The organism is Pseudomonas sp. Marseille-P9899 (assembly GCF_903166565.1).
GTDB lineage: Bacteria > Pseudomonadota > Gammaproteobacteria > Pseudomonadales > Pseudomonadaceae > Aquipseudomonas > Aquipseudomonas huaxiensis.
In genome coordinates this window covers 89,762-114,085 of the sequence record NZ_CAESCG010000002.1, presented here as the reverse complement: position 1 = coordinate 114,085, position 24,324 = coordinate 89,762, and the positions used below count along the sequence as shown (strand labels likewise).

Annotated in this window: 20 protein-coding genes; 9 read left to right on the top strand and 11 right to left on the bottom strand. The window is 63.1% G+C overall.

From position 1 onward, the window contains the following. From HWV67_RS09755 to mreB, 7 genes are all read right to left on the bottom strand, one after another. Positions 1 to 852: a carbon-nitrogen hydrolase family protein gene (locus HWV67_RS09755; RefSeq protein WP_175651078.1), complete on the bottom strand. Its 852-nt coding sequence runs from the start codon at positions 850 to 852 to the stop codon at positions 1 to 3. Between the two features lie 9 nt (positions 853 to 861). Then, positions 862 to 4,674 (bottom strand): YhdP family protein, encoded by a 3,813-nt coding sequence (locus HWV67_RS09750; protein WP_175651077.1) that lies wholly within the window; start codon positions 4,672 to 4,674, stop codon positions 862 to 864. Between the two features lie 88 nt (positions 4,675 to 4,762). Then, positions 4,763 to 6,220, bottom strand: coding sequence for a ribonuclease G (rng, locus tag HWV67_RS09745; RefSeq protein WP_095159594.1), 1,458 nt, complete (start codon positions 6,218 to 6,220; stop codon positions 4,763 to 4,765). Between the two features lie 83 nt (positions 6,221 to 6,303). Further along, on the bottom strand, positions 6,304 to 6,912 hold the full coding sequence (locus HWV67_RS09740) for a Maf family protein (protein WP_175651076.1): 609 nt from the start codon (positions 6,910 to 6,912) through the stop codon (positions 6,304 to 6,306). Positions 6,913 to 6,950: 38 nt separating this feature from the next. Next, positions 6,951 to 7,439, bottom strand: a complete 489-nt coding sequence (mreD, locus tag HWV67_RS09735) for a rod shape-determining protein MreD (RefSeq protein WP_175651075.1) — start codon at positions 7,437 to 7,439, stop codon at positions 6,951 to 6,953. Then, entirely contained in the window at positions 7,439 to 8,512 is a 1,074-nt protein-coding gene (gene mreC, locus HWV67_RS09730) for a rod shape-determining protein MreC (protein ID WP_175651914.1), read from the bottom strand. Before mreC ends, mreD begins: the two co-directional genes overlap by 1 nt. Before the next feature lie 165 nt (positions 8,513 to 8,677). Then, on the bottom strand, positions 8,678 to 9,715 hold the full coding sequence (gene mreB / locus HWV67_RS09725; protein ID WP_175651074.1) for a rod shape-determining protein MreB: 1,038 nt from the start codon (positions 9,713 to 9,715) through the stop codon (positions 8,678 to 8,680). Between the two features lie 200 nt (positions 9,716 to 9,915). Between mreB and gatC the strand changes: the two genes are divergently transcribed. The 6 genes from gatC (at position 9,916) to HWV67_RS09695 (ending at position 15,149) form a co-directional block, all read left to right on the top strand. Further along, positions 9,916 to 10,203, top strand: a complete 288-nt coding sequence (gatC, locus tag HWV67_RS09720; protein WP_095159590.1) for an Asp-tRNA(Asn)/Glu-tRNA(Gln) amidotransferase subunit GatC — start codon at positions 9,916 to 9,918, stop codon at positions 10,201 to 10,203. A 16-nt stretch (positions 10,204 to 10,219) separates the two neighbouring features. Further along, positions 10,220 to 11,671, top strand: coding sequence for an Asp-tRNA(Asn)/Glu-tRNA(Gln) amidotransferase subunit GatA (gene gatA, locus HWV67_RS09715; protein ID WP_175651073.1), 1,452 nt, complete (start codon positions 10,220 to 10,222; stop codon positions 11,669 to 11,671). Between the two features lie 11 nt (positions 11,672 to 11,682). Next, positions 11,683 to 13,128 (top strand): Asp-tRNA(Asn)/Glu-tRNA(Gln) amidotransferase subunit GatB, encoded by a 1,446-nt coding sequence (gene gatB, locus HWV67_RS09710; RefSeq protein ID WP_175651072.1) that lies wholly within the window; start codon positions 11,683 to 11,685, stop codon positions 13,126 to 13,128. 151 nt (positions 13,129 to 13,279) lie between these two features. Next, complete coding sequence (locus HWV67_RS09705; RefSeq protein WP_175651071.1) at positions 13,280 to 13,651, top strand: septal ring lytic transglycosylase RlpA family protein; 372 nt, start codon at positions 13,280 to 13,282, stop codon at positions 13,649 to 13,651. Positions 13,652 to 13,732: 81 nt separating this feature from the next. Next, positions 13,733 to 14,758 carry a calcium/sodium antiporter gene (locus tag HWV67_RS09700; protein WP_371929302.1) on the top strand — a complete coding sequence of 342 codons (1,026 nt, stop codon included), beginning with the start codon at positions 13,733 to 13,735 and terminating at the stop codon, positions 14,756 to 14,758. A 10-nt stretch (positions 14,759 to 14,768) separates the two neighbouring features. Next, positions 14,769 to 15,149 carry a carboxymuconolactone decarboxylase family protein gene (locus HWV67_RS09695; protein WP_175651070.1) on the top strand — a complete coding sequence of 127 codons (381 nt, stop codon included), beginning with the start codon at positions 14,769 to 14,771 and terminating at the stop codon, positions 15,147 to 15,149. A 21-nt stretch (positions 15,150 to 15,170) separates the two neighbouring features. Here the strand turns inward: HWV67_RS09695 and HWV67_RS09690 are convergent, their stop codons facing one another. From HWV67_RS09690 to HWV67_RS09675, 4 genes are all read right to left on the bottom strand, one after another. Continuing rightward, a complete protein-coding gene (locus tag HWV67_RS09690; RefSeq protein ID WP_175651069.1) occupies positions 15,171 to 16,535 on the bottom strand; it encodes an amino acid permease in 1,365 nt (454 codons plus the stop codon). A gap of 52 nt (positions 16,536 to 16,587) precedes the next feature. Beyond that, positions 16,588 to 17,529, bottom strand: coding sequence for an AEC family transporter (locus tag HWV67_RS09685; RefSeq protein WP_175651068.1), 942 nt, complete (start codon positions 17,527 to 17,529; stop codon positions 16,588 to 16,590). A 130-nt stretch (positions 17,530 to 17,659) separates the two neighbouring features. Further along, entirely contained in the window at positions 17,660 to 18,220 is a 561-nt protein-coding gene (locus tag HWV67_RS09680) for a response regulator transcription factor (RefSeq protein WP_095159582.1), read from the bottom strand. Next, on the bottom strand, positions 18,220 to 19,476 hold the full coding sequence (locus HWV67_RS09675; protein ID WP_095159581.1) for an ATP-binding protein: 1,257 nt from the start codon (positions 19,474 to 19,476) through the stop codon (positions 18,220 to 18,222). The genes HWV67_RS09680 and HWV67_RS09675 overlap by 1 nt, the downstream gene beginning before the upstream one ends. 196 nt (positions 19,477 to 19,672) lie before the next feature. On the opposite strand from HWV67_RS09675, the gene HWV67_RS09670 reads away from it, so the two are divergent. The 3 genes from HWV67_RS09670 to HWV67_RS09660 all read left to right on the top strand — a co-directional run bounded on the left by HWV67_RS09670 (position 19,673) and on the right by HWV67_RS09660 (position 24,277). Further along, on the top strand, positions 19,673 to 20,383 hold the full coding sequence (locus HWV67_RS09670; RefSeq protein WP_175651067.1) for an SIMPL domain-containing protein: 711 nt from the start codon (positions 19,673 to 19,675) through the stop codon (positions 20,381 to 20,383). A gap of 390 nt (positions 20,384 to 20,773) precedes the next feature. After that, a complete protein-coding gene (locus HWV67_RS09665) occupies positions 20,774 to 22,399 on the top strand; it encodes an ABC transporter substrate-binding protein (RefSeq protein ID WP_175651066.1) in 1,626 nt (541 codons plus the stop codon). A 273-nt stretch (positions 22,400 to 22,672) separates the two neighbouring features. Beyond that, on the top strand, positions 22,673 to 24,277 hold the full coding sequence (locus HWV67_RS09660; protein WP_175651065.1) for an ABC transporter substrate-binding protein: 1,605 nt from the start codon (positions 22,673 to 22,675) through the stop codon (positions 24,275 to 24,277). The last annotated feature ends 47 nt before the right edge of the window (positions 24,278 to 24,324 follow it).

Sequence of the window (24,324 nt, the reverse complement as noted above, 5' to 3'; positions counted from 1 at the left end):
TCACTCCGAGGTGTGCGCGGGCCGCAGTGCGTCCCGCGAGAAAAAGCGCCGGTGCGAGGCCACCGGCATCCGCGCCCTGATGGACGCTTGTTCAATACTGTCGCGTGTCGCCAGCAGCACCGCTTCGCCGCGGGCCTGTTCGGCGAGGATTCGCCCCCAAGGATCGACGATCGCCGCCTGCCCGTGGGTTTCACGCGGGCCTGGATGGACGCCTCCCTGGGCGGCGGCCAGCACATAACATTGGGTTTCAATCGCCCGCGCCCGGATCAGCACTTCCCAGTGCGCCGCGCCGGTCACCGCAGTGAACGCCGCCGGCGCAGTAATCAGTTCCGCACCCGCCTCGCGCAGCGCGCTGTAAAGCTCGGGAAAACGCAGGTCGTAACAAACGCTCAGGCCCACTTTGCCGACCGGCGTACCTGCCACCACCACGTTCGCGCCATGGGCGTAGTCGTCCGACTCACGATAGCGACCACGGTTGTCGGCCACATCCACATCGAACAGATGAAGCTTGTCGTAGCGGGCAACCAGCTCGCCGTGCTCGTCCACCAGCAGGGAGCAGGCATGGGCTTTGGCCTCGGGCTGGTCGACGGGCGGCAGCGGCAAGGTGCCCGCCACAATCCATAACCTGAGGTCGCGGGCGGTCTGTTTCAACCACGGCAGGATCGGCCCTTCGCCCCGCGCTTCGGCCCGGCCGATCGCTGCGCTGTCGCGGCGGCCCATGGCGGCGAAGTTTTCCGGCAGCACCGCGAGCCGCGCACCACCGGCAGCGGCCTGTTCCAACAGGGCGCGAGCGCGGGCCAGGTTGGCGGCGATATCGTCCTGACTGATCATCTGAATGACGGCGAAGGTCATGTCCGGGCCTTAATTGGATTTTTCAAAGGGTTTGACGAAGGTCATTTTAGGCTCTTTCACCGGACCTTCGACCCGATAGTGGACGCTGGCATAACGCGCGACCCGGTCACCCAGCAACCGGTCCACCAGGAACAGCGCGCCACCAATGGCCGGCGCTCCGACAATCAACGCGGCCAGCGGCAGGTTGTTGGTCACCGGCAGGGTCACCATGAGGTTGGCATCAATACGGTCGCGAACCATATCCAGCGTGCCCTCCAGCTCGAAATTGCTGGACGGGCCGGTCATGGCAATCGGGCTGCGGGTGACGTACACGCCTTCGCTGGCCACCAGCACGCCCTTGACCCGGTCATAGCTCAGGCCCTTGCCGAGCAGGTCGGAGAAGTCCAGGCGCAAACGCCGGCCGATCGAATTGAAATTGAGCAGGCCAAACACCCGCAGCGCCTGGGCACTGGCATCGACTTCGACGAACTGGCCGTTGCGCAGGCTCGCATCCATGCTGCCGGAGAACCGCTTGAGGCTGACCCAGGCCGGCGAACCTTGCCAGCGCCCGTCGACGTCCATGTGGAAGTCGCGGCTGGTGACGGTAGGCGCAAAGTCCCAAGCCTTGAGCACATCGCCCAGGTCGGCACCTTCCAGGCGGCCCTTGTACCAACTGCTGCTGGCGCCCGGGACACCTTCCCAGCCCGCAGAACCATCGACCATCAGGCCCTTGAGGTTCAGATCGAGATCGTTGATTGCCACGCCTTTGCTGGTGGGGCGCAGCTTGAGCGACCAACTGCCCAGCAGATCGTCACCGCGGAACAGCTTGGCGATGCTCAGGTCCAGCGCCGGGATCTTGCGCGGGTCCACCGAAGCCAGCGGGTCCGGGGCATCCGGCGCGGTCTCTTCGGCCGGGTCGGCGGCCGGCAGGTGCAGGGTTTGCAGGTTGACGGCGATCGGCGCGGCCTTGGCATCGGGAACCCGCGCATTGCCGATGACTTCCTTGCTGTCCAGGCGCAGCGCCCAGTTGTCGCTGTTGCGGTCCAGGCGCACCACGGCCTGGTTGAGATCGAAGCTGTAGACCTTGAGCTTGCCGATGCTCAGGTCCACACCCCGCAGAAACTGCCGGGCACTGGTACCCGGATCATCGCCGGCCAGGCTGGCCAGTTGCTTTTGCCAGGCCTCGACATCCACTTCACTGACCGTGCCTTTGATCCGCAGTCCCTGAGCAGTCGGCAACTGGCTGTTACCCGCCCCCAGCGCCAACTCGCCGCGCCCCTGGTCCAGTTTCCCGGCAGGCGCCGCGTAGACCATGTTGGCCAGATCGGTGTAGGTCGCATCAAAGCGCTGCTCCGGGCCTTGCAGGGTCATGCGGAACTGGCTGTCGCGGGTGTCGTTGGCGGCCTTGCCGAACGGCGCTGGCAGGTCGATGGTCAGGCCCTTGAGGTTCGAATCGACGCTCAACAGGTTATCGCGACTGCCCAGCGACACCTGCAACTGATAGGGCAACTCACCGGAAAGCGGCAGAGGCTGGCTGAACTTCAGCCAGTCGGTCAGCGACTTCAGGGCAATCTGCCCCTTGGCGGTGATACGGGTCTGCAGTTGCCCGGGCTTACCCTCGGCGAAAATCTGCGCGGTGATCGGCTTGTCGAACGCCTTGCCGGTAATGTTCTTGCCGCTCAAGCCGGCGTCCAGATCGAAGCGGAAATCGCCCTTGAGCTGGGTCAGTTCAAGGGCTGGCTCGGCGAGCTTCAGGCGGGCTTTATCGGTGCGGAAGTCCACGACTACCTTGGGCGCCACATCGTGGGTCAGTGGAATGTCGAGTTTGACGGAGCCTTTCAGGTCACCCTCGCCTTCCCAGCCGGCGAACGTCGCGCCGGTGCCAATAGGCGCCTCCTGGAGAATCTTCACGCCATCGCCCAGGCCGCCGTCGAAATCGCCATCCAGGTACAGGTGGCTGTGTTCACCCTCCGCCACATGGGGGATGTCGACCACGACATTGCTCACCCGGGTGTCGAGCAGTTGCCCGTCGCTGGCCTTGATCCGCACACCGTGGTCATCGATGAACACATCACCGTCCACCTTGCTGACCTGCGGCCAGCCGGGCTGGAAGTCCAGGGTGGCGTCGTGCACCTTGAAGAACAGGCTGATATTGCGCGAATGGTCAGGCGCACCGTGGCTCAACGAGCCTTGGTACTGGAAGTAGCCTTCGTCCACGGCGCCCTTGAGGATCGCCGTACGCAGCCAGTGGTCTACGGACGGGCTGAGGACTTCCGGCAGGTATTTAGGCGTGTAGCGACCGTCGCCATCGACCAGGCCGACCCGCAGGTCCATGTAATCTTCGCTGGCTTCTTCGAAAAACAGCCGAATCAGGAAATCGCCGGCGATCTTGCCTTCTTCGCCGAGCACTTTGAGATAGGGCGCGATCAGGGTGAAGCTTTCCTTGTCGAGCTTCCAGGTCAGCAGGGCATTGGCTTTGAGGTAGTGCCAGGGATCGGCGAAGATCGGCACCAGATGCAGCATGAATTTATCGGTATCCAGGCGCAGTTCGCCGTGGCCGAGGTCTCCGCTGATGCTGCCGCTGACATTCCCCGCCGCCGGCGCGCCGTGATAGGCGTCGAAGCCGACGCGGTCGAGGTTTGCGGCGAAGCTGAAGCGACGATCGCCCTCGGCTTGAGGGCGGACTTCCAGGCGAACATTGCGCAGGCCACCCGTCACTTTCAGCCCGTCGACCACCGCCATGCCGGCGGTCGGCAACGGGCCGAGGGCTTGAATCACTGGCGTGAGTGGCGTGAGGTCGAGACGGTCGGCCTGGATTTCCCACAACTCACCGTCTGCACCCGCGGCGGTCTGGTTGATTTGCAGATGGGATTCCCAACGCGTCTTGCCGAGGTTCATCGCCAGGGAATCGACGGTCACCTTCACGCCTTGTTCGCTGCGGCGCAGCCAGGCATTGAGTGCCAGGTTTTCCAGGGTGACCGGCTTGCGCTCTGCGTAAGCCGCGCGCACCTGAGGGGCGTTCAGGCGCAGCGTTGCGCTCTGCAACTGCCCTTTGCCCCAGCCGATCCACAGCTCACCACCGGCGCGCACTTCGGGCGCCTGCCACTGGCCGAGCAGACGGGCCGGCAGCCACTTGGCCCAATCGCTCTGCGGCAGGCTCAGGTAGGCATCGACTTCACCTTCGCGCCATTTCGCCGGACGGACGCGGCTATCCAGACGCAGCGCCATCGGCTGACCATCCGGCAAGGTCATGCGGGCATCAAGACGTTGACGCACACTGCCGGTCTGCAGGCTGAGGCCGACGTAGGTCAGGGTCATGGGGTCGTGATCGATGGGTTCCAGCGTTACCTGGCTGTCGAGCACCGAGATTTTCGAGACCATCTGCATGCGTTGCAGCAGTTGCTCGACGTCGAGCGACGCGTCGTCCTGGACCGGCAAGCCCTTGAGCGACCAGCGACCGTCTTCGTTTTCATGCAGGTTCAGTTGCAGGCCGCCGAGTTCGACACGGGCAAGGCGCAGTTCGCGCCGGGTCAGGCTGGACCAGAGATCGGGCACCACCTTCACTGCATCCAGACGCAAGGCCGAGTTGCCCTCGCCCACTTGCACGTCATGCACCACCAGAATCGGCGCCAGACCACTCCAGCGCCCTTCCAGCGCGCCAATGTGCACGGGCATGCCGAGGGCGGCCTCGGCCTTGCCCTCGACTTCACTACGGTATTCGGCAACCAGCGGAATCAGCTCGCGGCCGAGGCTGACATAGAGCGCAACCAGCACCGCCAGCAACGCACAGGCACCCAGGCCCCAGCGGGTCAGTGCAGCAAGAACGCGGATCAGACGCTCCATGCCAGTGGCCCCCCGAGTCGTCCCATAACTATGGCCCGACGTACCGGGTTTGCCAGCACAAAAGAAACCAGCGTGAAATCAGAGCGAGTCAGAGCAGCACCACATCGTATTGTTCCTGGGAATACATGGACTCCACCTGGAAACGAATGGTTCGCCCGATAAAGGCTTCGAGTTCGGCGACATTCCCCGATTCTTCGTCCAGCAGGCGGTCCACCACCTTTTGGTTGGCGAGCACTCTATAGCCTTCGGCCTGGTAGGCCCGCGCCTCGCGAAGAATTTCCCGGAAAATCTCGTAACAGATAGTCTCCGGCGTCTTGAGCTTGCCGCGCCCCTGGCAACTGCTGCACGGCTCGCACAGCACCTGCTCAAGGCTTTCACGGGTGCGTTTGCGGGTCATCTGCACCAGGCCCAGTTCGGTGAGGCCGATGATGTTGGTTTTCGCATGGTCGCGTTCGAGCTGCTTTTCCAGGGTGCGCAGCACCTGGCGCTGATGCTCTTCGTCTTCCATGTCGATGAAGTCGATGATGATGATTCCGCCGATATTGCGCAGGCGCAGTTGCCGGGCGATGGCGGTGGCGGCTTCGAGGTTGGTCTTGAAGATGGTTTCTTCGAGGTTGCGATGGCCGACGAAGGCGCCAGTGTTCACATCGATGGTGGTCATGGCCTCGGCCGGGTCGATCACCAGATAGCCGCCGGACTTGAGAGGCACCTTGCGCTCAAGGGCACGCTGGATTTCATCTTCGACGCCGTACAGGTCGAAAATCGGCCGCTCACCGGGGTAATGCTCCAGACGATCGGCGATTTCCGGCATCAGTTCGCCGACGAACTGCGTGGTTTTCTGGAAAGTTTCCCGGGAGTCGATGCGGATCTTCTCGATCTTCGGATTCACCAGGTCGCGCAGGGTACGCAGCGCCAGTCCCAGGTCTTCGTAGATTTCGGTAGGCGCGCCCACGGTCTTGATCTGCGCGCCGATCTGATCCCACAGGCGCCGCAGGTAGCGGATGTCCATGAGAATCTCGTCTGCCCCGGCGCCTTCCGCCGCGGTGCGCAGGATGAAGCCGCCGGAGTCCTGGATGTTTTCCTGGGCGACACAGTCGCTGACCACCTTCTTCAGGCGGTCGCGCTCAGCTTCGTCTTCGATCTTCAGGGAAATGCCGACGTGTTTGGTGCGCGGCATGTAGACCAGATAGCGGGAAGGAATCGACAACTGGGTGGTCAAGCGGGCGCCCTTGGACCCGATGGGGTCTTTGGTCACCTGCACCACCAGGCTTTGCCCCTCATGCACCAGGGCGCTGATGCTTTCGACCGTCGTGCCTTCGCGCAGGGAGATTTCCGAGGCATGGATAAAGGCCGCGCGGTCCAGACCGATATCGACGAAGGCCGCCTGCATGCCCGGCAACACCCGTACCACCTTGCCCTTGTAGATATTGCCAACGATGCCGCGGCGCTGGGTGCGCTCGACATGCACCTCTTGGAGAACGCCGTTTTCCACCACCGCCACGCGTGATTCCATCGGTGTGATGTTGATCAGAATCTCTTCACTCATGGCAGGCTCTCGTCAAAGTTCTTTGAGGTAATGATGGATTGCCCGACGGAGACTGGCGAGCAATAAACGGTCTCAGTGCATCCTCATTCTGCTGTCGGCAGGCCCTGCCAGCAGGGAATGCCGAAACGGGCGAGCAATTCGGCGGTTTCGGCGACTGGAAGCCCGACCACACCCGAGTAGCTGCCCTGAAGGTTCTGCACGAATACCGCGCCGAGGCCCTGGATCGCGTAGGCGCCAGCCTTGTCCCGCGGCTCGCCGCTGGCCCAGTAGGCGTGCGCCTGCTCTGCGCTGATCGGTCCGAAGGTAACGCGACTGGTGACGCACAGGCTTTCGCTGCGCTGGCCATCGCTCACAGCGACGGCAGTCAGCACCTGATGTTCACGTCCGGAAAGCGAGGCCAGGATGGCCAGGGCATCTTCGCGGTCGACGGGCTTGCCAAGAATCTTGCCGTCGAGGACCACGGCAGTATCGGCACCGAGCACGGCCAGAGGCTCGCGGGTGCCGCTGGCGGTCAGCAGGGCCAGGCCGGCAGCCGCCTTGCCGAGGGCCAGGCGCTCGACATAGGCGCTTGCCGACTCATTGGGCAGCGGGGTTTCGTCAATCGAGGCACTGACGACGGTGAAGGGAATGCCGATCTGGGTCAGCAGCTCACGGCGGCGCGGCGAACCGGAGGCCAGGTACAGCGGGGTCATCGTGACGTCTCCCTGTCAGCGTCGAAAAGCAGGATGCTTCAGTAGATGCTCAATCGGCTGCGCAGACCGCGCAGGCCGAAGCTGATCCATGGCCAGAGCAAGGCACTGGTCACTGCCGGCCAGACCAGCGCCAGCGTGGGCTGGCGATTGCCGGTCAGGGCGCTGAGCCACAGTTGTACCAGCTGGGCGACGCCGAAGATCACCAGGATGGTCAGGCTCTGCTGCCACATGGGGAACATGCGCAAGCGCTGTTGCAGGCTGAGTACCAGGAAGGTGATCAGGGTCAGGACCAGGGCGTTCTGCCCCAGCAGCGTGCCGTACAGCACGTCCTCCGCCAGACCGAGCAAAAACGCGGTGGTCATGCCGACCTTGGTGGGCAGGTTCAACGTCCAGAAGGCCAGCAGCAGGGCCAGCCACAGTGGACGGAAGATATCCATGAACGGCGGCATCGGCCACACGCTGAGCAGCAGGCCGACCAGGAAGGTCAACCAGACCACCCAGCCATTCTTGCCGTGTGTACTGACCATCAATGTCTCTCCCGGGAGGGGGTCGTTGGCGTGCCATGGCTTGCGGGCGCAGCAGCGGCAGCCGGCGTTGGCGCGGCCGCAGGTGTGGCCGCCGGGGCATGGGGCGCAGCCGGGGTCGTGGTGGCGGGTGCGGCAGGTGATGCAGGCGTGGTGGCCGGCGCAGCATGTGCGGCGTCAGTGGCGGGTGCCGGGTGACCCGCGGCGTCCATCGCCTGGGCCTGGGCAGCGTCGTTGGCACGCTCTTCAGGTGTGCGGCTGTCGCTGAACACCAGCAGCAGATAGCGGCTGCGGTTCAAGGCGGCAGTCGGCACCGCGCGAACGATGGCGAACGGTTGCCCGGAGTCGTGGATCACTTCCTTCACCGTAGCCACCGGATAACCGGCCGGGAAACGCTGACCCAGACCGGAACTCACCAGCAGGTCACCTTCCTTGATATCGGCGGTGTCGGCGACATGACGCAGCTCAAGGCGCTCCGGGTTGCCGGTACCGCTGGCAATGGCCCGCAGACCGTTGCGGTTGACCTGCACCGGAATGCTGTGGGTAGTGTCAGTCAGCAGCAGCACCCGCGAGGTGTACGGCATCAACTCGACCACCTGGCCCATGAGGCCGCGGGCGTCGAGCACCGGCTGGCCGAGCACGACACCGTCGCGCTCGCCTTTGTTGATCAGAATTCGATGGGTGAACGGGTTCGGGTCCATGCCGATCAGTTCGGCGACCTCGACCTTTTCATTGAAGAGCGCCGAGGAGTTGAGCAACTCGCGCAGACGCACGTTCTGCTCGGTCAGGGCAGCCAGCTTTTGCAGGCGACCTTGCAGGAGCAGGGCTTCGGTCTTGAGTTTTTCGTTCTCGGCGATCAGTTCGGTGCGGCTGCCAAACTGGCTGGCCACGCCTTGCCACAGACGCTGCGGCAGATCGGTGATGGTGTAGGACTGCATCAGCACCAGCGACATTTGACTGCGCACGGGCTTGAGCACGGGGAAGCGGGCATCGACCACCATCAAGGCGATCGACAGCACGACCAGCACGAGCAGGCGTACGCCCAGCGACGGGCCTTTGGCGAAAAGCGGTTTAATAAGCCGCTCCTCGTTGACGACGGTTCAGGAGGTCATTCATACGGCAACGCACCGGCCTGGATTGCGGATGGATGGAAGCGACGTCCAGACGGACGCCAGCCGGCAATACAGGTAGCACTGCAAGCGCTACCTGTAAACCGGTCGACAGGGTTGCAATCCGGCGAATCACTCGCTGGAGAGCAGGTCCATGGTGTGTTTGTCCATCATTTCCAGGGCGCGACCGCCGCCACGGGCGACACAGGTCAGCGGGTCCTCGGCAACGATCACCGGCAGGCCGGTTTCCTGGGCCAGCAGCTTGTCCAGGTCGCGCAGCAGAGCGCCACCACCGGTCAGCACCAGGCCACGCTCGGCGATGTCGGACGCCAGTTCCGGAGGCGATTGCTCCAGGGCGCTCTTCACGGCCTGAACGATAGTCGCCAGGGATTCCTGCAGCGCTTCGAGCACTTCGTTGGAATTCAGGGTGAAGGCACGTGGTACGCCTTCGGCCAGGTTACGGCCGCGGACGTCGACCTCGCGCACTTCGCCGCCCGGATAGGCGGTACCGATTTCCTGCTTGATACGCTCGGCGGTGGATTCGCCGATCAGGCTGCCGTAGTTGCGGCGCACGTAAGTCACGATGGCTTCGTCGAAGCGGTCGCCACCAACGCGGACGGATTCGGCGTAAACCACACCGTTCAGGGAGATCAGTGCGATTTCAGTGGGACCACCACCGATATCGACGACCATCGAGCCACGGGCTTCTTCGACCGGCAGGCCGGCACCGATGGCAGCGGCCATTGGCTCTTCGATCAGGAATACTTCACGGGCACCGGCACCAAGGGCCGATTCACGGATGGCGCGGCGCTCGACCTGGGTCGACTTGCACGGCACGCAGATCAGCACACGAGGGCTAGGCTGCAGGAAGCTGTTTTCGTGAACCTTGTTGATGAAGTACTGCAGCATCTTTTCGCAGACGCTGAAGTCGGCGATCACGCCGTCCTTCATCGGACGAATGGCAGCAATGTTGCCGGGAGTACGACCCAGCATGCGCTTTGCTTCGGTGCCGACAGCGACGACACTTTTCTGGTTGCCGTGGGTACGAATGGCCACAACCGAGGGCTCATTCAGGACGATACCGCGCTCACGCACGTAAATAAGGGTGTTGGCAGTCCCCAGGTCGATGGAAAGATCGCTGGAAAACATGCCACGCAGTTTCTTGAACATGGGAAAGGGACCCTGGCAACGCGTGGGTAAAAAAGTGCGGCAAACTCTAACAACGGCGGGGATTTTGGGCAAGGCGCCAATATGTTAAATTGGCAGTTTTTCCGAGCAAGCCAGCACACGATCGGGCCTTATGACCACGTGTGCGCCTACATGTTCCTCATCGCGGACCCATTCCGTTTTTCTTTCCCCAGGAGATCCCCATGGCGCTTGAACGCTGCGACGTGGAAAAGATCGCTCACCTGGCCCGACTGGGCCTGAACGAAGCCGATCTGCCACGCACTACCGATGCCCTGAACAGTATTCTGGGACTGGTCGACCAGATGCAGGCCGTCGACACCACCGGTATCGAGCCTTTGGCTCACCCTCTGGAAGCCAGCCAGCGCCTTCGCGCCGACGTTGTAACAGAAAGCAACCAGCGAGACAGCTACCAGGCCATCGCCCCGGCGACGGACAGCGGCCTGTACCTGGTTCCGAAAGTCATCGAGTAAGGGAATAGAGCCTGCCATGCACCAACTCACCCTGGCCGAGATCGCTCGCGGACTCGCCGACAAAGCCTTTTCCTCCGAAGAGCTGACCCGCGCGCTGCTGGCCCGCATCCATCAGCTCGACCCACAGATCAACAGCTTCATCAGTGTCACCGACGACCTGGCCATCAGCCAGGCCCGTGCCGCCGACGCCCGTCGCGCCGCCGGCGAGAACGGTGCACTGCTGGGCGCGCCGATCGCCCACAAGGACCTGTTCTGCACCCAGGGCATCCGCACCAGCTGCGGCTCGAAGATGCTCGATTCGTTCAAGGCCCCCTACGACGCCACCGTGGTCAGCAAGCTGGCCGAGGCTGGCACCGTGACCCTGGGCAAGACCAACATGGACGAATTCGCCATGGGTTCGGCCAACGAATCCAGCCACTACGGCCCGGTGAAGAACCCGTGGAACCTGGAACACGTGCCTGGCGGTTCGTCCGGTGGTTCGGCTGCGGCCGTGGCTGCCCGCCTGCTGCCGGCCGCCACTGCCACAGACACCGGCGGCTCGATCCGCCAACCGGCCGCGCTGACCAGCCTGACCGGCCTCAAGCCGACCTACGGCCGCGTTTCGCGCTGGGGCATGATCGCCTACGCGTCGAGCCTCGACCAGGGCGGCCCGCTGGCCCGCACCGCCGAGGACTGCGCCCTGCTGCTGCAAGGCATGGCCGGTTTCGATCCGAAAGACTCCACCAGCATCGATGAGCCGGTCCCGGACTACAGCGCCGGCCTGAACGCCTCGTTGCAAGGGCTGCGCATCGGCCTGCCGAAGGAATACTTCGGCGCCGGCCTCGACCCACGCATCGCTGAACTGGTCCAGGCCAGCGTCAAGGAGCTGGAAAAGCTCGGTGCGGTCATCAAGGAAATCAGCCTGCCGAACATGCAGCACGCCATCCCGGCGTACTACGTGATCGCCCCGGCCGAAGCCTCCTCGAACCTGTCGCGCTTCGACGGCGTGCGCTTCGGCCACCGCTGCGAGAACCCGAAAGACCTCACCGACCTGTACAAGCGCTCCCGTGGCGAAGGCTTCGGCAGCGAAGTGCAGCGCCGGATCATGGTCGGCACCTATGCCCTGTCGGCCGGCTACTACGACGCCTACTACCTGAAGGCGCAGAAGATCCGTCGCCTGATCAAGAACGACTTCATGGCCGCCTTTGAAGGCATCGACGTGATCCTCGGCCCGACCACGCCGAACCTGGCCTGGAAGATCGGCGCCAAGAACGCCGATCCGGTCGCCGCGTACCTGGAAGACGTCTACACCATCACTGCCAACCTGGCCGGTCTGCCGGGCCTGTCGATGCCGGCCGGTTTCGTCGACGGTCTGCCGGTGGGTGTGCAACTCCTGGCGCCGTACTTCCAGGAAGGCCGCCTGCTCAACGTCGCGCACCGCTATCAGCAAGTGACTGACTGGCACACTCGCGCACCTAACGGCTTCTGAGGGACAGACACATGCAATGGGAAGTTGTTATCGGGCTGGAGATTCACACCCAGCTCGCCACCCAGTCGAAGATTTTCTCCGGCAGCGCCACCACGTTCGGTTCCGAGCCGAACACCCAGGCCAGCCTGATCGACCTGGGCATGCCCGGCGTACTGCCGGTGCTGAACCAGGAAGCGGTGCGCATGGCCTGCATGTTCGGCCTCGCCATCGACGCCGAGATTGGCCAGCACAACGTGTTCGCGCGCAAGAACTACTTCTACCCTGACCTGCCCAAGGGCTACCAGATCAGCCAGATGGAGTTGCCGATCGTCGGCAAGGGCCACCTGGACATCGCTCTGGAAGACGGCACCGTCAAGCGCATCGGCATCACCCGCGCGCACCTGGAAGAAGACGCCGGCAAAAGCCTGCACGAAGACTTCAGCGGCTTTACCGGTATCGACCTGAACCGTGCCGGCACCCCGCTGCTGGAGATCGTTTCCGAGCCGGAAATGCGCAGCGCCAAGGAAGCCGTGGCCTACGTCAAGGCTATCCACGCACTGGTGCGCTACCTGGGCATCTGCGACGGCAACATGGCGGAAGGTTCGCTGCGTTGCGACTGCAACGTCTCGATCCGCCCGAAAGGCCAGGTCGAGTTCGGCACTCGCTGCGAGATCAAGAACGTCAACTCGTTCCGCTTCATCGAGCGCGCGATCAATACCGAAATCCAGCGCCAGATCGACCTGATCGAAGACGGCGGCAAGGTCACCCAGGAAACCCGCCTGTACGACCCGAACAAGGACGAAACCCGCTCCATGCGCAGCAAGGAGGAAGCCAACGACTACCGTTACTTCCCCGATCCGGACCTGCTGCCGGTGGTGATCGAGTCGACCTTCCTCGAAGGTATTCGCGCCACCCTGCCAGAGCTGCCACCGCAGAAAGTCGAGCGTTTCCAGAGCCAGTACGGTCTCTCGGCCTACGATGCCAACGTGCTGGCTTCCAGCCGTGAGCAAGCGGACTACTTCGAGAAGGTCGCGGCCATTGGTGGCGACGCCAAGCTGGCAGCCAACTGGGTCATGGTGGAGCTGGGCAGCCTGCTGAACAAGCTGGGGGTCGAGATCGACCAGGCGCCGGTCAGCGCCGAGCAACTGGGTGGCATGCTGCAGCGCATTCGCGACAACACCATCAGCGGCAAGATTGCCAAGACCGTGTTCGAAGCGATGGCCAACGGCGAAGGCGATGCCGACCAGATCATCGAAGCGCGCGGTCTGAAGCAAGTGACGGACAGCGGCGCGATCGAGAAGGTACTGGACGAAGTGCTGGCGGCCAACGCCGAGCAGGTCGAGCAGTACCGGGCAGCGGATGAAGCCAAGCGCGGCAAGATGTTCGGCTTCTTTGTCGGTCAGGCGATGAAGGCTTCGAAAGGCAAGGCGAACCCGCAACAGGTGAACGAATTGCTCAAGAGCAAGCTCGAAGGGTAATCGTCACCGAGCCTTGGTCTCGATATGGCTCGCTCCTCTGGACTCACAACGTCCTGTAGGAGCGAGCTTGCCTGGTCAGGGCCATTTAGGTACCGCTGCGTCCTTCGCGAGCAAGCTCGCTCCTACAGAGAACCACGGAGCACCGTAATACATGTGGCGTCCCCTGAGCGCCTTGGCGCTGTTCACCTTGCTCGCCGGCTGTGCCAGCCACGACATCGACCCGCGCGGCTACGATGAAACCGGCACCGCCTCCTATTATGGTTCTCGCCATCACGGCAAACGCACTGCCAGTGGTGAGCCCTTCGACCAGCACGGCCTGACCGCCGCGCACCGCAGCCTGCCCTTCGGCACCCGGGTGCGGGTCACCAACCTGAAAAACGAACGCTCTGTCGTGGTCCGCATCAATGACCGCGGCCCGCATACCCGTGGCCGACTGATCGATCTGTCGAAGGCCGCCGCGCAGAAGCTGGACATGCTCCGTAGCGGAACGGCGCGCGTCCGGGTACAAAGCCTCAGCGACTGATCCTGTTTTCGGAGCCCGACCATTTTCAACCTGGCCGCTTTACCCACCTTCAGCCTGCTGCAACTGTGCAGCGGCCTTATCCTGCTGGTGCTCGGCGCCGAGCTGCTGGTGCGCGGCGCCCTGCGCCTGGCCGCCAGCCTGCAAGTACGCCCGCTGATCATCGGCCTGAGCCTGGTGGCGTTCGGCAGCAGCGCGCCGCAACTGACCGTCAGCCTGCAGGCCGCCTACACCGGCGCCCCCGATGTGGCGGTGGGCAGCGTGATCGGCAGCAACATCTTCAACATTCTCGTCACCCTCGGCCTGGCCGCGCTGATCATTCCGCTGCGCGTGTCGCGGCAACTGGTGCGCCTGGATATCCCGTTGATGATCGGCGCCAGCCTGCTGGTGTACCTGCTGGCGCTGAACGAAGCGCTCGATCGCTGGGAAGGTGCGCTGCTGTTGCTCGGGCTTGTGGCGTATCTGGCGATCCTGTGGCGCCAGTCACGCCACCACACCCGCATCCACCACGCGCCGGGGCATCAGCCGCGGCAAGGCGTGGGCTTCTGGGCCGGCACGCTGTTGCTGATGGCCATCGGTCTTGGTCTGCTCAGCCTGGCCGGGCACCTGCTGCTGGAGGCAGCAGTGGAAGTCGCCACGGACCTTGGCTTGTCGGAACGCATCATCGGCCTGACCGTTGTCGCCGTGTGCACCTCGCTGCCGGAACTGGCGACTTCGTTGATCGCGGCCATTCGCGGTGAACGGGAAATCGCCGTGGGCAACGTGATCGGCAGCAACCTGTTCAACCTGCTGGGCGTGCTCGGCCTGACCGCCGTGCTGACCCCGGAACCGCTGTCGATCTCGCCCAATGCCCTGGCCTTCGACCTGCCGGTGATGCTCGGCGTCGCCGCCTTGAGCCTGCCGGTGTTCTATTCCGGGTACCGGGTCACGCGCGCCGAAGGTCTGGTGTTTCTCTGCCTGTATCTGGCCTATGGTCTGCACGTGGTGGCCTTCACCACCGGCATGCCGCTGGCCAACCGCCTGGAGCAACTGATGTTGTTCTATGTCCTGCCAGCGCTGGGGGCCGTGTTGCTCTACACCACCCTGCGCGCCTGGCGCCGCCAACACTAAGGAAAACAAGATGGGCGATACGAAGAAAACCGGCGAACAGGTTCGCCGCCAGGTAATGGGCGACGTCTTCGTCGACCGCGCACTGGGCAACGCCACCGAGTTCACCGCGCCGCTGCAAGAGTTCGTCAATGAACACGCCTGGGGTAGCGTCTGGAGCCGCGAAGGCCTGCCGCTGAAAACCCGCAGCCTGATCACCCTGGCCGCCCTCACTGCGCTCAAGTGCCCGCAGGAACTCAAGGGCCACGTGCGTGGTGCCCTGAACAATGGCTGTACGGTGGAAGAGATTCGCGAAGCGTTGCTGCATTGCGCAGTCTATGCGGGTGTGCCGGCGGCAATCGACGCGTTCCGCGCGGCGCAGGAAGTGATCGACACCTGGCAACAGCCAGGCTGATCGATCACTTCCCGAAGACCGTCAGGCCTTGGCGGTCTTGCGGCCGCGGGTCAGCTTGTAAGCACCCCACAGCACCAGCAGCCAGACCGGGATCAACTCGACAGAGATACGGATCCCTTCGGTCATCCACATCACCACCAGAATGAACGCCAGGAACGCCAGGCACAGGTAGTTGGTCAGTGGGTAGCCGAGGCTCTTGTAGAAGGTTTCCTGACCCTGAGCCGCCTTGGCCTGGCGGAATTTCAGGTGGGTGATGCTGATGATCCCCCAGTTGATCACCAGCGACGACACCACCAGCGACATCAGCAGGCCGAAAGCCTCACGCGGTATGTAGTAGTTGATGAGCACACACAGGCCGGTGGCCAGCGCGGAAATGCCCAGCGCCGCCAGCGGAACCCCTTTGGCATTGACCTTGAGCAGCTTCTTCGGCGCATCGCCCTGGGTCGCCAGGCCGAACAGCATGCGGCTGTTGCAGTACACGCAACTGTTGTAGACCGACAGTGCGGCAGTCAGCACCACCAGGTTGAGCACGGTCGCTACCAGGTTGCTGTCCAGGTCGTGAAAGATCATCACGAACGGGCTGCCGCCACTCACCACTTTCTGCCACGGGTACAGCGCCAGCAGCACGGCCAGGGCGCCGATATAGAACAGCAGGATGCGGTAGATCACCTGATTGGTGGCGCGCGGAATGCTGTGGCGCGGGTTATCGGCCTCGGCAGCGGTGATACCCACCAGTTCCAGGCCGCCGAACGAGAACATGATCACGGCCATGGCCATCATCAAGCCAGTGGCGCCGTTGGGGAAGAAGCCGCCGTGCTGCCAGAGGTTGGCGACGCTGGCATCCGGGCCGCCGGTACCGCTGAACAGCATGTAGCCACCAAAACCGATCATGCCGAGGATGGCCACGACCTTGATCAGGGCGAACCAGAACTCCATTTCGCCGTAGACCTTCACCTGACTCACGTTCATCAGGTTGATGACGATGAAGAAGATCGCCGCCGTGGCCCAGGTCGGGAAGTCCGGCCACCAGTACTGGACATAGATACCCACCGCCGTCAGTTCGGCCATGCCGACCAGCACATAGAGCACCCAGTAGTTCCAGCCCGACATGAAGCCGGCGAGCGGGCTCCAGTATTTGTGGGCGAAGTGGCTGAACGTTCCGGACACCGGCTCTTCCACGACCATTTCGCCAAGCTGGCGCATGATGAAGAAGGCGATGATGCCGGCGATCGCGTAACCCAGCAGCACCGACGGGCCGGCCATCTGGATGGTCTGGGCGATGCCGAGGAACAGGCCCGTACCGATCGCCCCGCCCAGGGCGATCAGTTGGATATGACGGTTTTTCAGCCCGCGGTGTAAACGCTCGGGCGTGATCTGGTCTTGCATGAAGTGTCCTCAGACGTAAGAGGCTGTGTTGGAATTGTTGTACCCGGAGAATCTAGATCCATCCTCCCCACTGCAAGAGGAAGATTCCGATATTGGTTGTAAGCGCAGCCGCCAGGGTGGTGATCACGATGATCGACGCCGCCAACTCATGATTGCCATTGGCTGCCCTGGCCATTACATAACTGGCCGCCGCGGTCGGGCTGCCAATATAGAGGAACAGGATGCCCAGTTCCGCCCCGCGAAAGCCGCATAGCCAGCCGCCAAAGGTGAATATCAGCGGCAGCCAGACCATTTTCACCAGGCTGGAACTGAGCGCCATCCGGCCACTGGCCCGCAACGAGGCCAGCGACAGCGTCCCGCCGATGCAGATCAACGCCAGCGGCAGAGTCATCTGAGCCAGGTAATCCGCCGAGGTCAGCAACCAGTTGGGCAACGGCACCTTGGCGTATGCCATCGGCGTCGCCGCCAGCACGCTGATAATCAACGGATTGCGCAGGATGCTCTTGAGGATGCTCCACGGATCGGACTTGACCGTCGGGCTGTACACCGCCAGCACCACCGACGACAGCGAGTTGTAGAGCAGGATCACCAGCCCGGCGAGGATCGCGCCGAGCGAGATACCGTAGTCGCCGTACATGCTGGCCGCCAGCGCCAACCCGACCACCCCGTTGTTGCCGCGAAACGCGCCCTGCGTGTAGATGCCGCGATCTTCCCGGGGACAGCGCCAGATGGCAATCAGCCAGGCCAAGGCGAAACTGCCTAAGGTGGCGGCGATGAAGTACAGCAGCAGGCCGGGTTTGACCGCGGCCTCGAGGTCGGCGTGGTAAATGCCGAGAAACAGCAGCGCCGGCATGCAGACGTTGAACACCAGGGCCGATGAGGTCTGGATGAAGCCGTCGTTGATCGCATTGATGCGGCGCAGCAGGACGCCCATGAACAGCATCGCGAACACCGGGGCGGTGATGTTCAGCGTCTGGATGAAAAGGGCGAGCATGCGGGGGAGTTCCGTGGCCTGTCGTTAGGTGGCTAATAATACGCCAGCACAGGCGTCAGGGACGGGGGTTTCCGGATGAATTGCAGGAAACAGGCAGATTTTTGGGGCCGCAGTGCAGCCCCAAAAAAGATCAGCGCCGAACCGGCCGCTTCTGCAGCTTGCGCTGCAAGGTCCGCCGATGCATGCCCAGGGCGCGGGCGGTGGCGGAGATATTGCCTTCGTGCTCGGCCAGCACGCGCTGGATGTGCTCCCACTGCAGGCGGTCCACCGACATCGGGTTTTCCGGCACCAGGCTGTCCAGATCAGCGTGCTCGGACAGCAGCGCCGCCAGCACGTCATCGGCGTCCGCCGGCTTGCACAGGTAATTGCAGGCGCCGCGCTTGATGGCCTCCACCGCAGTGGCGATGCTCGAATAACCCGTGAGGATCACCACGCGCATTTCCGGATCAAGCTCCAGCAGCTTGGGCAGCAGCACCAGGCCGGAGTCGCCTTCCATCTTGAGGTCCAGCGTGGCGTAGTCCGGTATGTCCTGCTGGGCCAGCACCAATCCTTCCTCCGCGGAGCTGGCGGTGCTGACGCGGAAACCGCGGCGGCTCATGGCACGGGCCATCACCCGGGTAAAGGTCGCGTCGTCGTCGACCAGCAGCAGGTGCGGCAGTTCTTCACCTTCAACCTGGATTTCATCACTCATCACACATCTCCTCGCGCGTCACGCGGCAAGCGTAGCTCAGTGAGCGTACCGCCTTCTTCGTGACTATAGAGTTTTACCGAGCCGCCAGCACGGGTCACGCTGGCCTTGCTCAAGAACAGGCCCAGGCCAAAGCCCTTGCCCTTGGTGGTAAAGAAGGGTTTGCCGATCTGTTCGGCGATGGCCACCGGGACGCCGGGGCCATGGTCGCGGATGCTGATGACGATGTCGGAAGCGTCCCAATCCAGGTGCACTTCCAGCCCATCGGGACAAGCATCGGCGGCGTTGTTCAGCAAATTCAGCAGGGCCTGGGTCAGGTCCGGTGGCGGCGCCAGGCGCGGCACCTCGCCTTGGCCGAGGCGCTGGAAGCGGTAACTGGCTTCGGGGCGCATCAGGTGCCAGCGGTTGAGCGATTCATCGAGCCAGAAGGTCACCGGCTGGTCTTCCACCACCATGCGCCGGTTGGCTTCGGCGGCGCGCACCAGTTGCTGCAAGGTGTACTTGCACTGCTTGACCTGTTCCTGGAGCACGCCGAGGTCTTCCTGCAACAGCGGGTCGGTATGGTCCTGGCGCATCTCGCTGATCAGCACGCTCATGGTTGCCAGCGGCGTACCGAGTTCGTGGGCGGCGCCCGCAGCCTGGGTGGCCACGGCCAGCAGCTGCTGGTCGCGCAGCCCTTCCTCGCGGCGCTGGGCCTGGAACTGCTGCTGACGGCGCAGCTCCTCGGCCATCTTCGCCGCGAAGAAGGTGATCACCGCCGCGGCCAGGGCGAAACTCAGCCACATGCCGTAGATCTGCATCTTCTCCCGCGCCATGGGGAAGGTTTCCAGCGGATAGAACTGCATCAACAGCAGGGTGTAGGCCACCAGCGCGATGCCCGAGAGGATCAGCGAATAGACCCACGGCAACGTCACCGCGGCAATCGCGAGCGGTACGAGGTAATAGGAAACGAAGGGGTTGGTCGATCCGCCGGAGAAATACAGCAAGGCGCTGTGGATCAGCAGGTCGCAGGCCAGTTGCACCGCGTATTCCAGCTCGGTAACTGGCAGCGAGGCGCGCAGGCGCAGGGCGGTGACCAGGCACAACACCATGGAAAACCCGAGGGTGACACTCAGGGCCAGCCAGGGCAGCGGAAGGAGTTCAGTCCAGTAGGCGACCCCGACCGAACCGGCCTGCGCGGCCAGTACCAGGGTGCGGACAAGCGTCAGACGCCAGAGATTCTGGCGGGTGGCGGACAGCATTTTTTCGGGGGCGAGCATGAGCTCTCCTGATGAGTGCTCCAGGTAAACCGCCGCGAGTATACCCAAGCGACGCCCTGGTCTGCAGCAATGCGGCAACTCGCCACACCGGGGATAAATGATGGCCTTCTGGAACCTTGCTGCTATTTTCAAGGTCAGACAGGGTCTGCGTGGCACAGGATCGTATCGGCCACGCCCATTTTTCAAGGAGTTATCCATGCATACCCCCAGCCGTAGCGCCAAGGTCCTGCTGGCCGCCAGCCTCCTGGCCAGCCTTCCCGTTCTGGCGGACGAGCCGCGTTACAACCAGGTATCGCTGCGTGCCGAAGCCAGCAAGGAAGTGACCCGCGACCTGATGGTCGTGACCCTGTACAGCGAAGCACAGAACACTGATCCGGCGAAACTCGCCGCCGAGATCACCACCACGCTGAACAAGGCGCTGGAAAAGGCCCGTCAGGCCAAGGACGTGAAGATCAGCCAGGGCAGCCGCAACGCCTACCCGATCTACGACGACAAAGGCCAGAAGATCACCGGCTGGCGTGAGCGCGCCGAACTGCGCCTGGAAAGCAGCAACTTCCCGGCCCTCTCCGGCCTGACCGGCGAGCTGCTGCAGACCCTGAAAATGGGCGGCATGGACTTCGCCGTTGCGCCCGCAACACGCAAGACCAGCGAAGATGAGCTGCTCAAGGATGCGGTCGACGCCTTCAAGGCCCGCGCGCAGATCGCCACCGATGCGTTGGGCGGCAAGGGCTACAAAGTGGTCAGCCTGAACCTCAACAGCAGCGGCTACCCACAGCCGTACATGCGTGCGCCGATGATGATGAAGGCCAGCATGGATGCCGAAGCCGCGCCGTCGCCGCAGGTCGAAGCCGGCACTGCGCAGGTAAGCATCAGCGCGGATGGCACTATCGAAGTGCAGATGCCTTAAACGGGTTATCTATGGGGACCGGTGCAAGACCGGTCCCTGTGATGAGGCCCACGAAGCAAAAAAGCCTCCCCTGCACCCTAATGCCAGTCAGTTAGAATTTCAGCGCCTATATTGGGGCTGCTCTGCAGCCCTTCGCGACGGTTCGGCGCCCCGACAAGCTCGCTCCCACAGGATCCTAGCCAAGGTGCAAGTTGTGGGAGCGAGCTTGTCGGGGCGCCGAACCGTCGCGAAGGGCCGCAAAGCGGCCCCAATTGGTTTAACTGACTGGCATTGCCCTGCCCCCTCCACTTCACTTTCCCGCTAAGCAGCTATCCTCAATCGTTGGCATAAATATCCGCAGGTCGGCTCACGAGGCCGTCTGCTCAAAAAAATGACAACAATGAGGCCACCATGCTGAAAACCGCAGTCATTCCGTTCCTGGTCGGCGCAGGTCTGCTCGCCGTCACCCCAGCCGCGCAAGCCGCCAGCAATCTTGTCTACTGCTCCGAAGGCAGCCCCGCCGGCTTCGATCCCGCGCAGTACACCACCGGCACCGACTTCGACGCGTCCTCCGAAACCATGTTCAACCGCCTGGCCCAGTTCGAGCGCGGCGGCACCAAGGTCATTCCCGGCCTGGCAACCAGCTGGGACGTTGCCGATGACGGCCTGACCTACACCTTCCACCTGCGCGAAGGGGTCAAGTTCCACACCACCGACTACTTCAAGCCAACCCGCGAGTTCAACGCCGACGACGTGCTGTTCACCTTCAACCGCATGCTCGACAAGGACATGCCGTTCCGCAAGGCCTACCCCACCGAGTTCCCGTACTTCACCGACATGGGCATGGACGCGAACATCAAGCAGGTGGGGAAGGTCGACGACCACACGGTGAAGTTCACCCTCGCCGCCGTCGATGCCGCGTTCATCCAGAACATCGCCATGAGCTTCGCCTCGATCCAGTCCGCCGAATACGCCGACCAGTTGCTCAAGCAGGGCAAAGCCGCTGACCTCAACCAGAAGCCGATCGGCACCGGCCCGTTCGTGTTCAGCAAATACCAGAAAGACGCGCAGATCCGCTTCAAGGGCAACAAGGAGTACTGGAGCCCCGACGAGGTGAAGATCGACAACCTGATCTTCGCCATCACCACCGACGCCTCCGTGCGCATGCAGAAGCTGAAGAAGAACGAGTGCCAGGTCACCCTCTTCCCGCGACCCGCCGACCTCGAAGCCCTGAAGGCCGACCCGAACCTGCAGATGCCGTCCCAGGCGGGCTTCAACCTCGGCTATATCGCCTACAACGTGATGGACAAGATCAAGGGCAGCAACGAGCCCAATCCGATGGCCCAGCTCAAGGTGCGCCAGGCGCTGGACATGGCGGTGAACAAGCAGCAGATCATCGATTCGGTGTATCAGGGCGCGGGGCAACTGGCGGTCAACGCGATGCCGCCGACCCAATGGTCCTACGACGAGACCATCAAGGACACCGAATACAATCCCGAAAAAGCCCGGCAGTTGCTCAAGGAAGCCGGGGTCAAGGAAGGCACCGAGATCACCCTGTGGGCGATGCCGGTCCAGCGACCGTACAACCCCAACGCCAAGCTGATGGCCGAGATGCTCCAGGCCGACTGGGCGAAGATCGGCATCAAGGCGCGCATCGTCAGCTATGAATGGGGCGAGTACATCAAGCGCTCCAAGGACGGCGAGAACGGCGCCATGCTGATCGGCTGGAGCGGCGACAACGGTGACCCGGACAACTGGCTCGGCACCCTGTACGGCTGCGATGCGGTCAACGGCAACAACTTCTCCCACTGGTGCAACACCGACTACGACAAGCTGGTCAAGCAAGCCAAGACCACCACCGACCAGAACAAACGCATCGAGCTGTACAAGCAGGCCCAGCACATCCTCAAGGACCAGGTGCCGATCACCCCGATCGCCCACTCCACGGTCTATCAGCCGATGCGCAAGTCGGTGGAGGACTTCAAGATCAGTCCGTTTGCGCTGAATGATTTCTACGGCGTCAGCGTCAAGCCATAAACGCGTTCCAAGGGCCGCCCTGCGGCCCATCGCGACCGTTCAGGTGGATAGCCGCCACGACAACCACACTCGTTGTGGATAGGTCACCACCACCCTGCTGAAATTTCGTCAAACCACTCAGAAACGTCCCACCCCAATTTGCGTCCTGTGTCACTCGTCGTCGTCCTTTCCCGCCCTTACCGTGGGACTGGCGCCGCAGCACGTGAGCGAAGGCTCGCCATGTGTCGCGGAAAACTCCAACGACAACGACAACGACAAGACAAGGGGATACCCATGCGCCTGACCTCCCTCTTCGCCGCCCTTCTTGGTGCCGGCGTGCTGGTTCATTCGCCCCTCGGCATGGCCGACGGCAACAAGGGCAATCTGGTGTTCTGTTCCGAAGGCAGCCCGTCCGGGTTCGACTCCGCGCAATACCAGAGCGGTACCGACAATGACGTCGCCGAACCGCTGTACAACCGCCTCGTGGAGTTCGAGCGCGGCGCCACCGGCGTACTGCCCGCGCTCGCGACCGACTGGAACATCTCCGACGACGGCCTGATCTACACCTTCAACCTGCGCCCCGGCGTGAAATTCCACAGCAACAACGGCTTCACCCCGAGCCGCGACTTCAACGCCGAAGACGTGCTGTTCACCTTCAACCGCATGCTCAACACCACCCACCCGTTCCGCATGGCCTACGGCACCGAGTTCCCCTACTTCAGCGCCATGGGCCTGGACAAGACCATCGCCAAGGTCGAGAAGACCGGGCCGATGACCGTGGTCTTCACCCTCAACCAGGTTGACGCCTCGCTGATCCAGAACCTGGCCATGAGCTTCGCGTCGATCCTCTCGGCCGAGTACGCCGAACAGTTGCTCAGCCGTGGCACGCCGGCGGACATCAGCCACAAGCCGATCGGCACCGGGCCTTTCGTGTTCACCCGTTACCAGAAGGACGCGCAGGTCCGCTACCGCGGCAACCCGGATTACTGGGCGCCGGAGAAGGTGAAGCTCGACAACCTGATCTTCTCGATCAACACCGACCCCTCGGTGCGCGTCCAGAAGCTGCGCAAGGGCGAATGCCAGGTGACCATCCATCCCCGCCCCGCCGACCTCGAAGCCCTGCGCCGCGACGAGACCATCAACCTGATCGAAAAGCCCGCCTACAACCTCGGCTACATCGCCTACAACACCCAGAAAAAGCCGTTCGACCAGCTCGAAGTGCGCCAGGCCCTGGACATGGCGGTGGACAAGGAAGCGATCATCAGGACGGTGTTCCAGGGTGCCGGCCAGGTCGCGGTAAACAGCATGCCGCCAACCCAATGGTCCTACGACGAGACCATCGCCGATCCCCCTCACAACCTGGAAAAGGCGCGCCAGATGCTCCGCGAGGCGGGGGTCAAGGAAGGCACCGAAATCACCCTCTGGGCCATGCCGGTTCAACGCCCCTACAACCCCAATGCCAAGCTGATGGCGCAGATGCTTCAGGACGACTGGGGCAAGCTCGGGCTCAAGGTGAATATCGTCAGTTACGAATGGGGCGAGTACCTCAAGCGCGCCAAGGACGGCGAGCACGACACCATCCTGATCGGCTGGACCGGCGACAACGGCGACCCGGACAACTGGCTCGGCACCCTCTACAGCTGCGACGCCATTGGCAGCCACAACCACTCCATGTGGTGCGACCCGCAATACGACGCCCTGGTGAAACAGGCCAAGTCGGTCACCGACCGCGAGCAGCGCTCCGAGCTGTACCGCCAGGCCCAGCAGTACATCAAGCAGCAAGTGCCGATCACCCCCGTCGCCCACTCAACGGTCAGCCAGCCGGTCAGCACGAAGGTGAAGGATTACCTGGTGAGCCCCTTCGGTCGCACCACCTTCCTGGATGTTGGCATCGAGTGATGCCGGTCCTCGCCGGATCAAGGCTTACCCGCCCCGATCCCGTGCAA

Coding starts and splice junctions, on each gene's coding strand:
- HWV67_RS09755 (WP_175651078.1), bottom strand. CDS start 852: ATGACCTTCGCCGTCATTCAGATGATCAGTCAGGACGATATCGCCGCC.
- HWV67_RS09750 (WP_175651077.1), bottom strand. CDS start 4,674: ATGGAGCGTCTGATCCGCGTTCTTGCTGCACTGACCCGCTGGGGCCTG.
- rng (WP_095159594.1), bottom strand. CDS start 6,220: ATGAGTGAAGAGATTCTGATCAACATCACACCGATGGAATCACGCGTG.
- HWV67_RS09740 (WP_175651076.1), bottom strand. CDS start 6,912: ATGACCCCGCTGTACCTGGCCTCCGGTTCGCCGCGCCGCCGTGAGCTG.
- mreD (WP_175651075.1), bottom strand. CDS start 7,439: ATGGTCAGTACACACGGCAAGAATGGCTGGGTGGTCTGGTTGACCTTC.
- mreB (WP_175651074.1), bottom strand. CDS start 9,715: ATGTTCAAGAAACTGCGTGGCATGTTTTCCAGCGATCTTTCCATCGAC.
- gatC (WP_095159590.1), top strand. CDS start 9,916: ATGGCGCTTGAACGCTGCGACGTGGAAAAGATCGCTCACCTGGCCCGA.
- gatA (WP_175651073.1), top strand. CDS start 10,220: ATGCACCAACTCACCCTGGCCGAGATCGCTCGCGGACTCGCCGACAAA.
- gatB (WP_175651072.1), top strand. CDS start 11,683: ATGCAATGGGAAGTTGTTATCGGGCTGGAGATTCACACCCAGCTCGCC.
- HWV67_RS09705 (WP_175651071.1), top strand. CDS start 13,280: ATGTGGCGTCCCCTGAGCGCCTTGGCGCTGTTCACCTTGCTCGCCGGC.
- HWV67_RS09695 (WP_175651070.1), top strand. CDS start 14,769: ATGGGCGATACGAAGAAAACCGGCGAACAGGTTCGCCGCCAGGTAATG.
- HWV67_RS09690 (WP_175651069.1), bottom strand. CDS start 16,535: ATGCAAGACCAGATCACGCCCGAGCGTTTACACCGCGGGCTGAAAAAC.
- HWV67_RS09685 (WP_175651068.1), bottom strand. CDS start 17,529: ATGCTCGCCCTTTTCATCCAGACGCTGAACATCACCGCCCCGGTGTTC.
- HWV67_RS09680 (WP_095159582.1), bottom strand. CDS start 18,220: ATGAGTGATGAAATCCAGGTTGAAGGTGAAGAACTGCCGCACCTGCTG.
- HWV67_RS09675 (WP_095159581.1), bottom strand. CDS start 19,476: ATGCTCGCCCCCGAAAAAATGCTGTCCGCCACCCGCCAGAATCTCTGG.
- HWV67_RS09670 (WP_175651067.1), top strand. CDS start 19,673: ATGCATACCCCCAGCCGTAGCGCCAAGGTCCTGCTGGCCGCCAGCCTC.
- HWV67_RS09665 (WP_175651066.1), top strand. CDS start 20,774: ATGCTGAAAACCGCAGTCATTCCGTTCCTGGTCGGCGCAGGTCTGCTC.
- HWV67_RS09660 (WP_175651065.1), top strand. CDS start 22,673: ATGCGCCTGACCTCCCTCTTCGCCGCCCTTCTTGGTGCCGGCGTGCTG.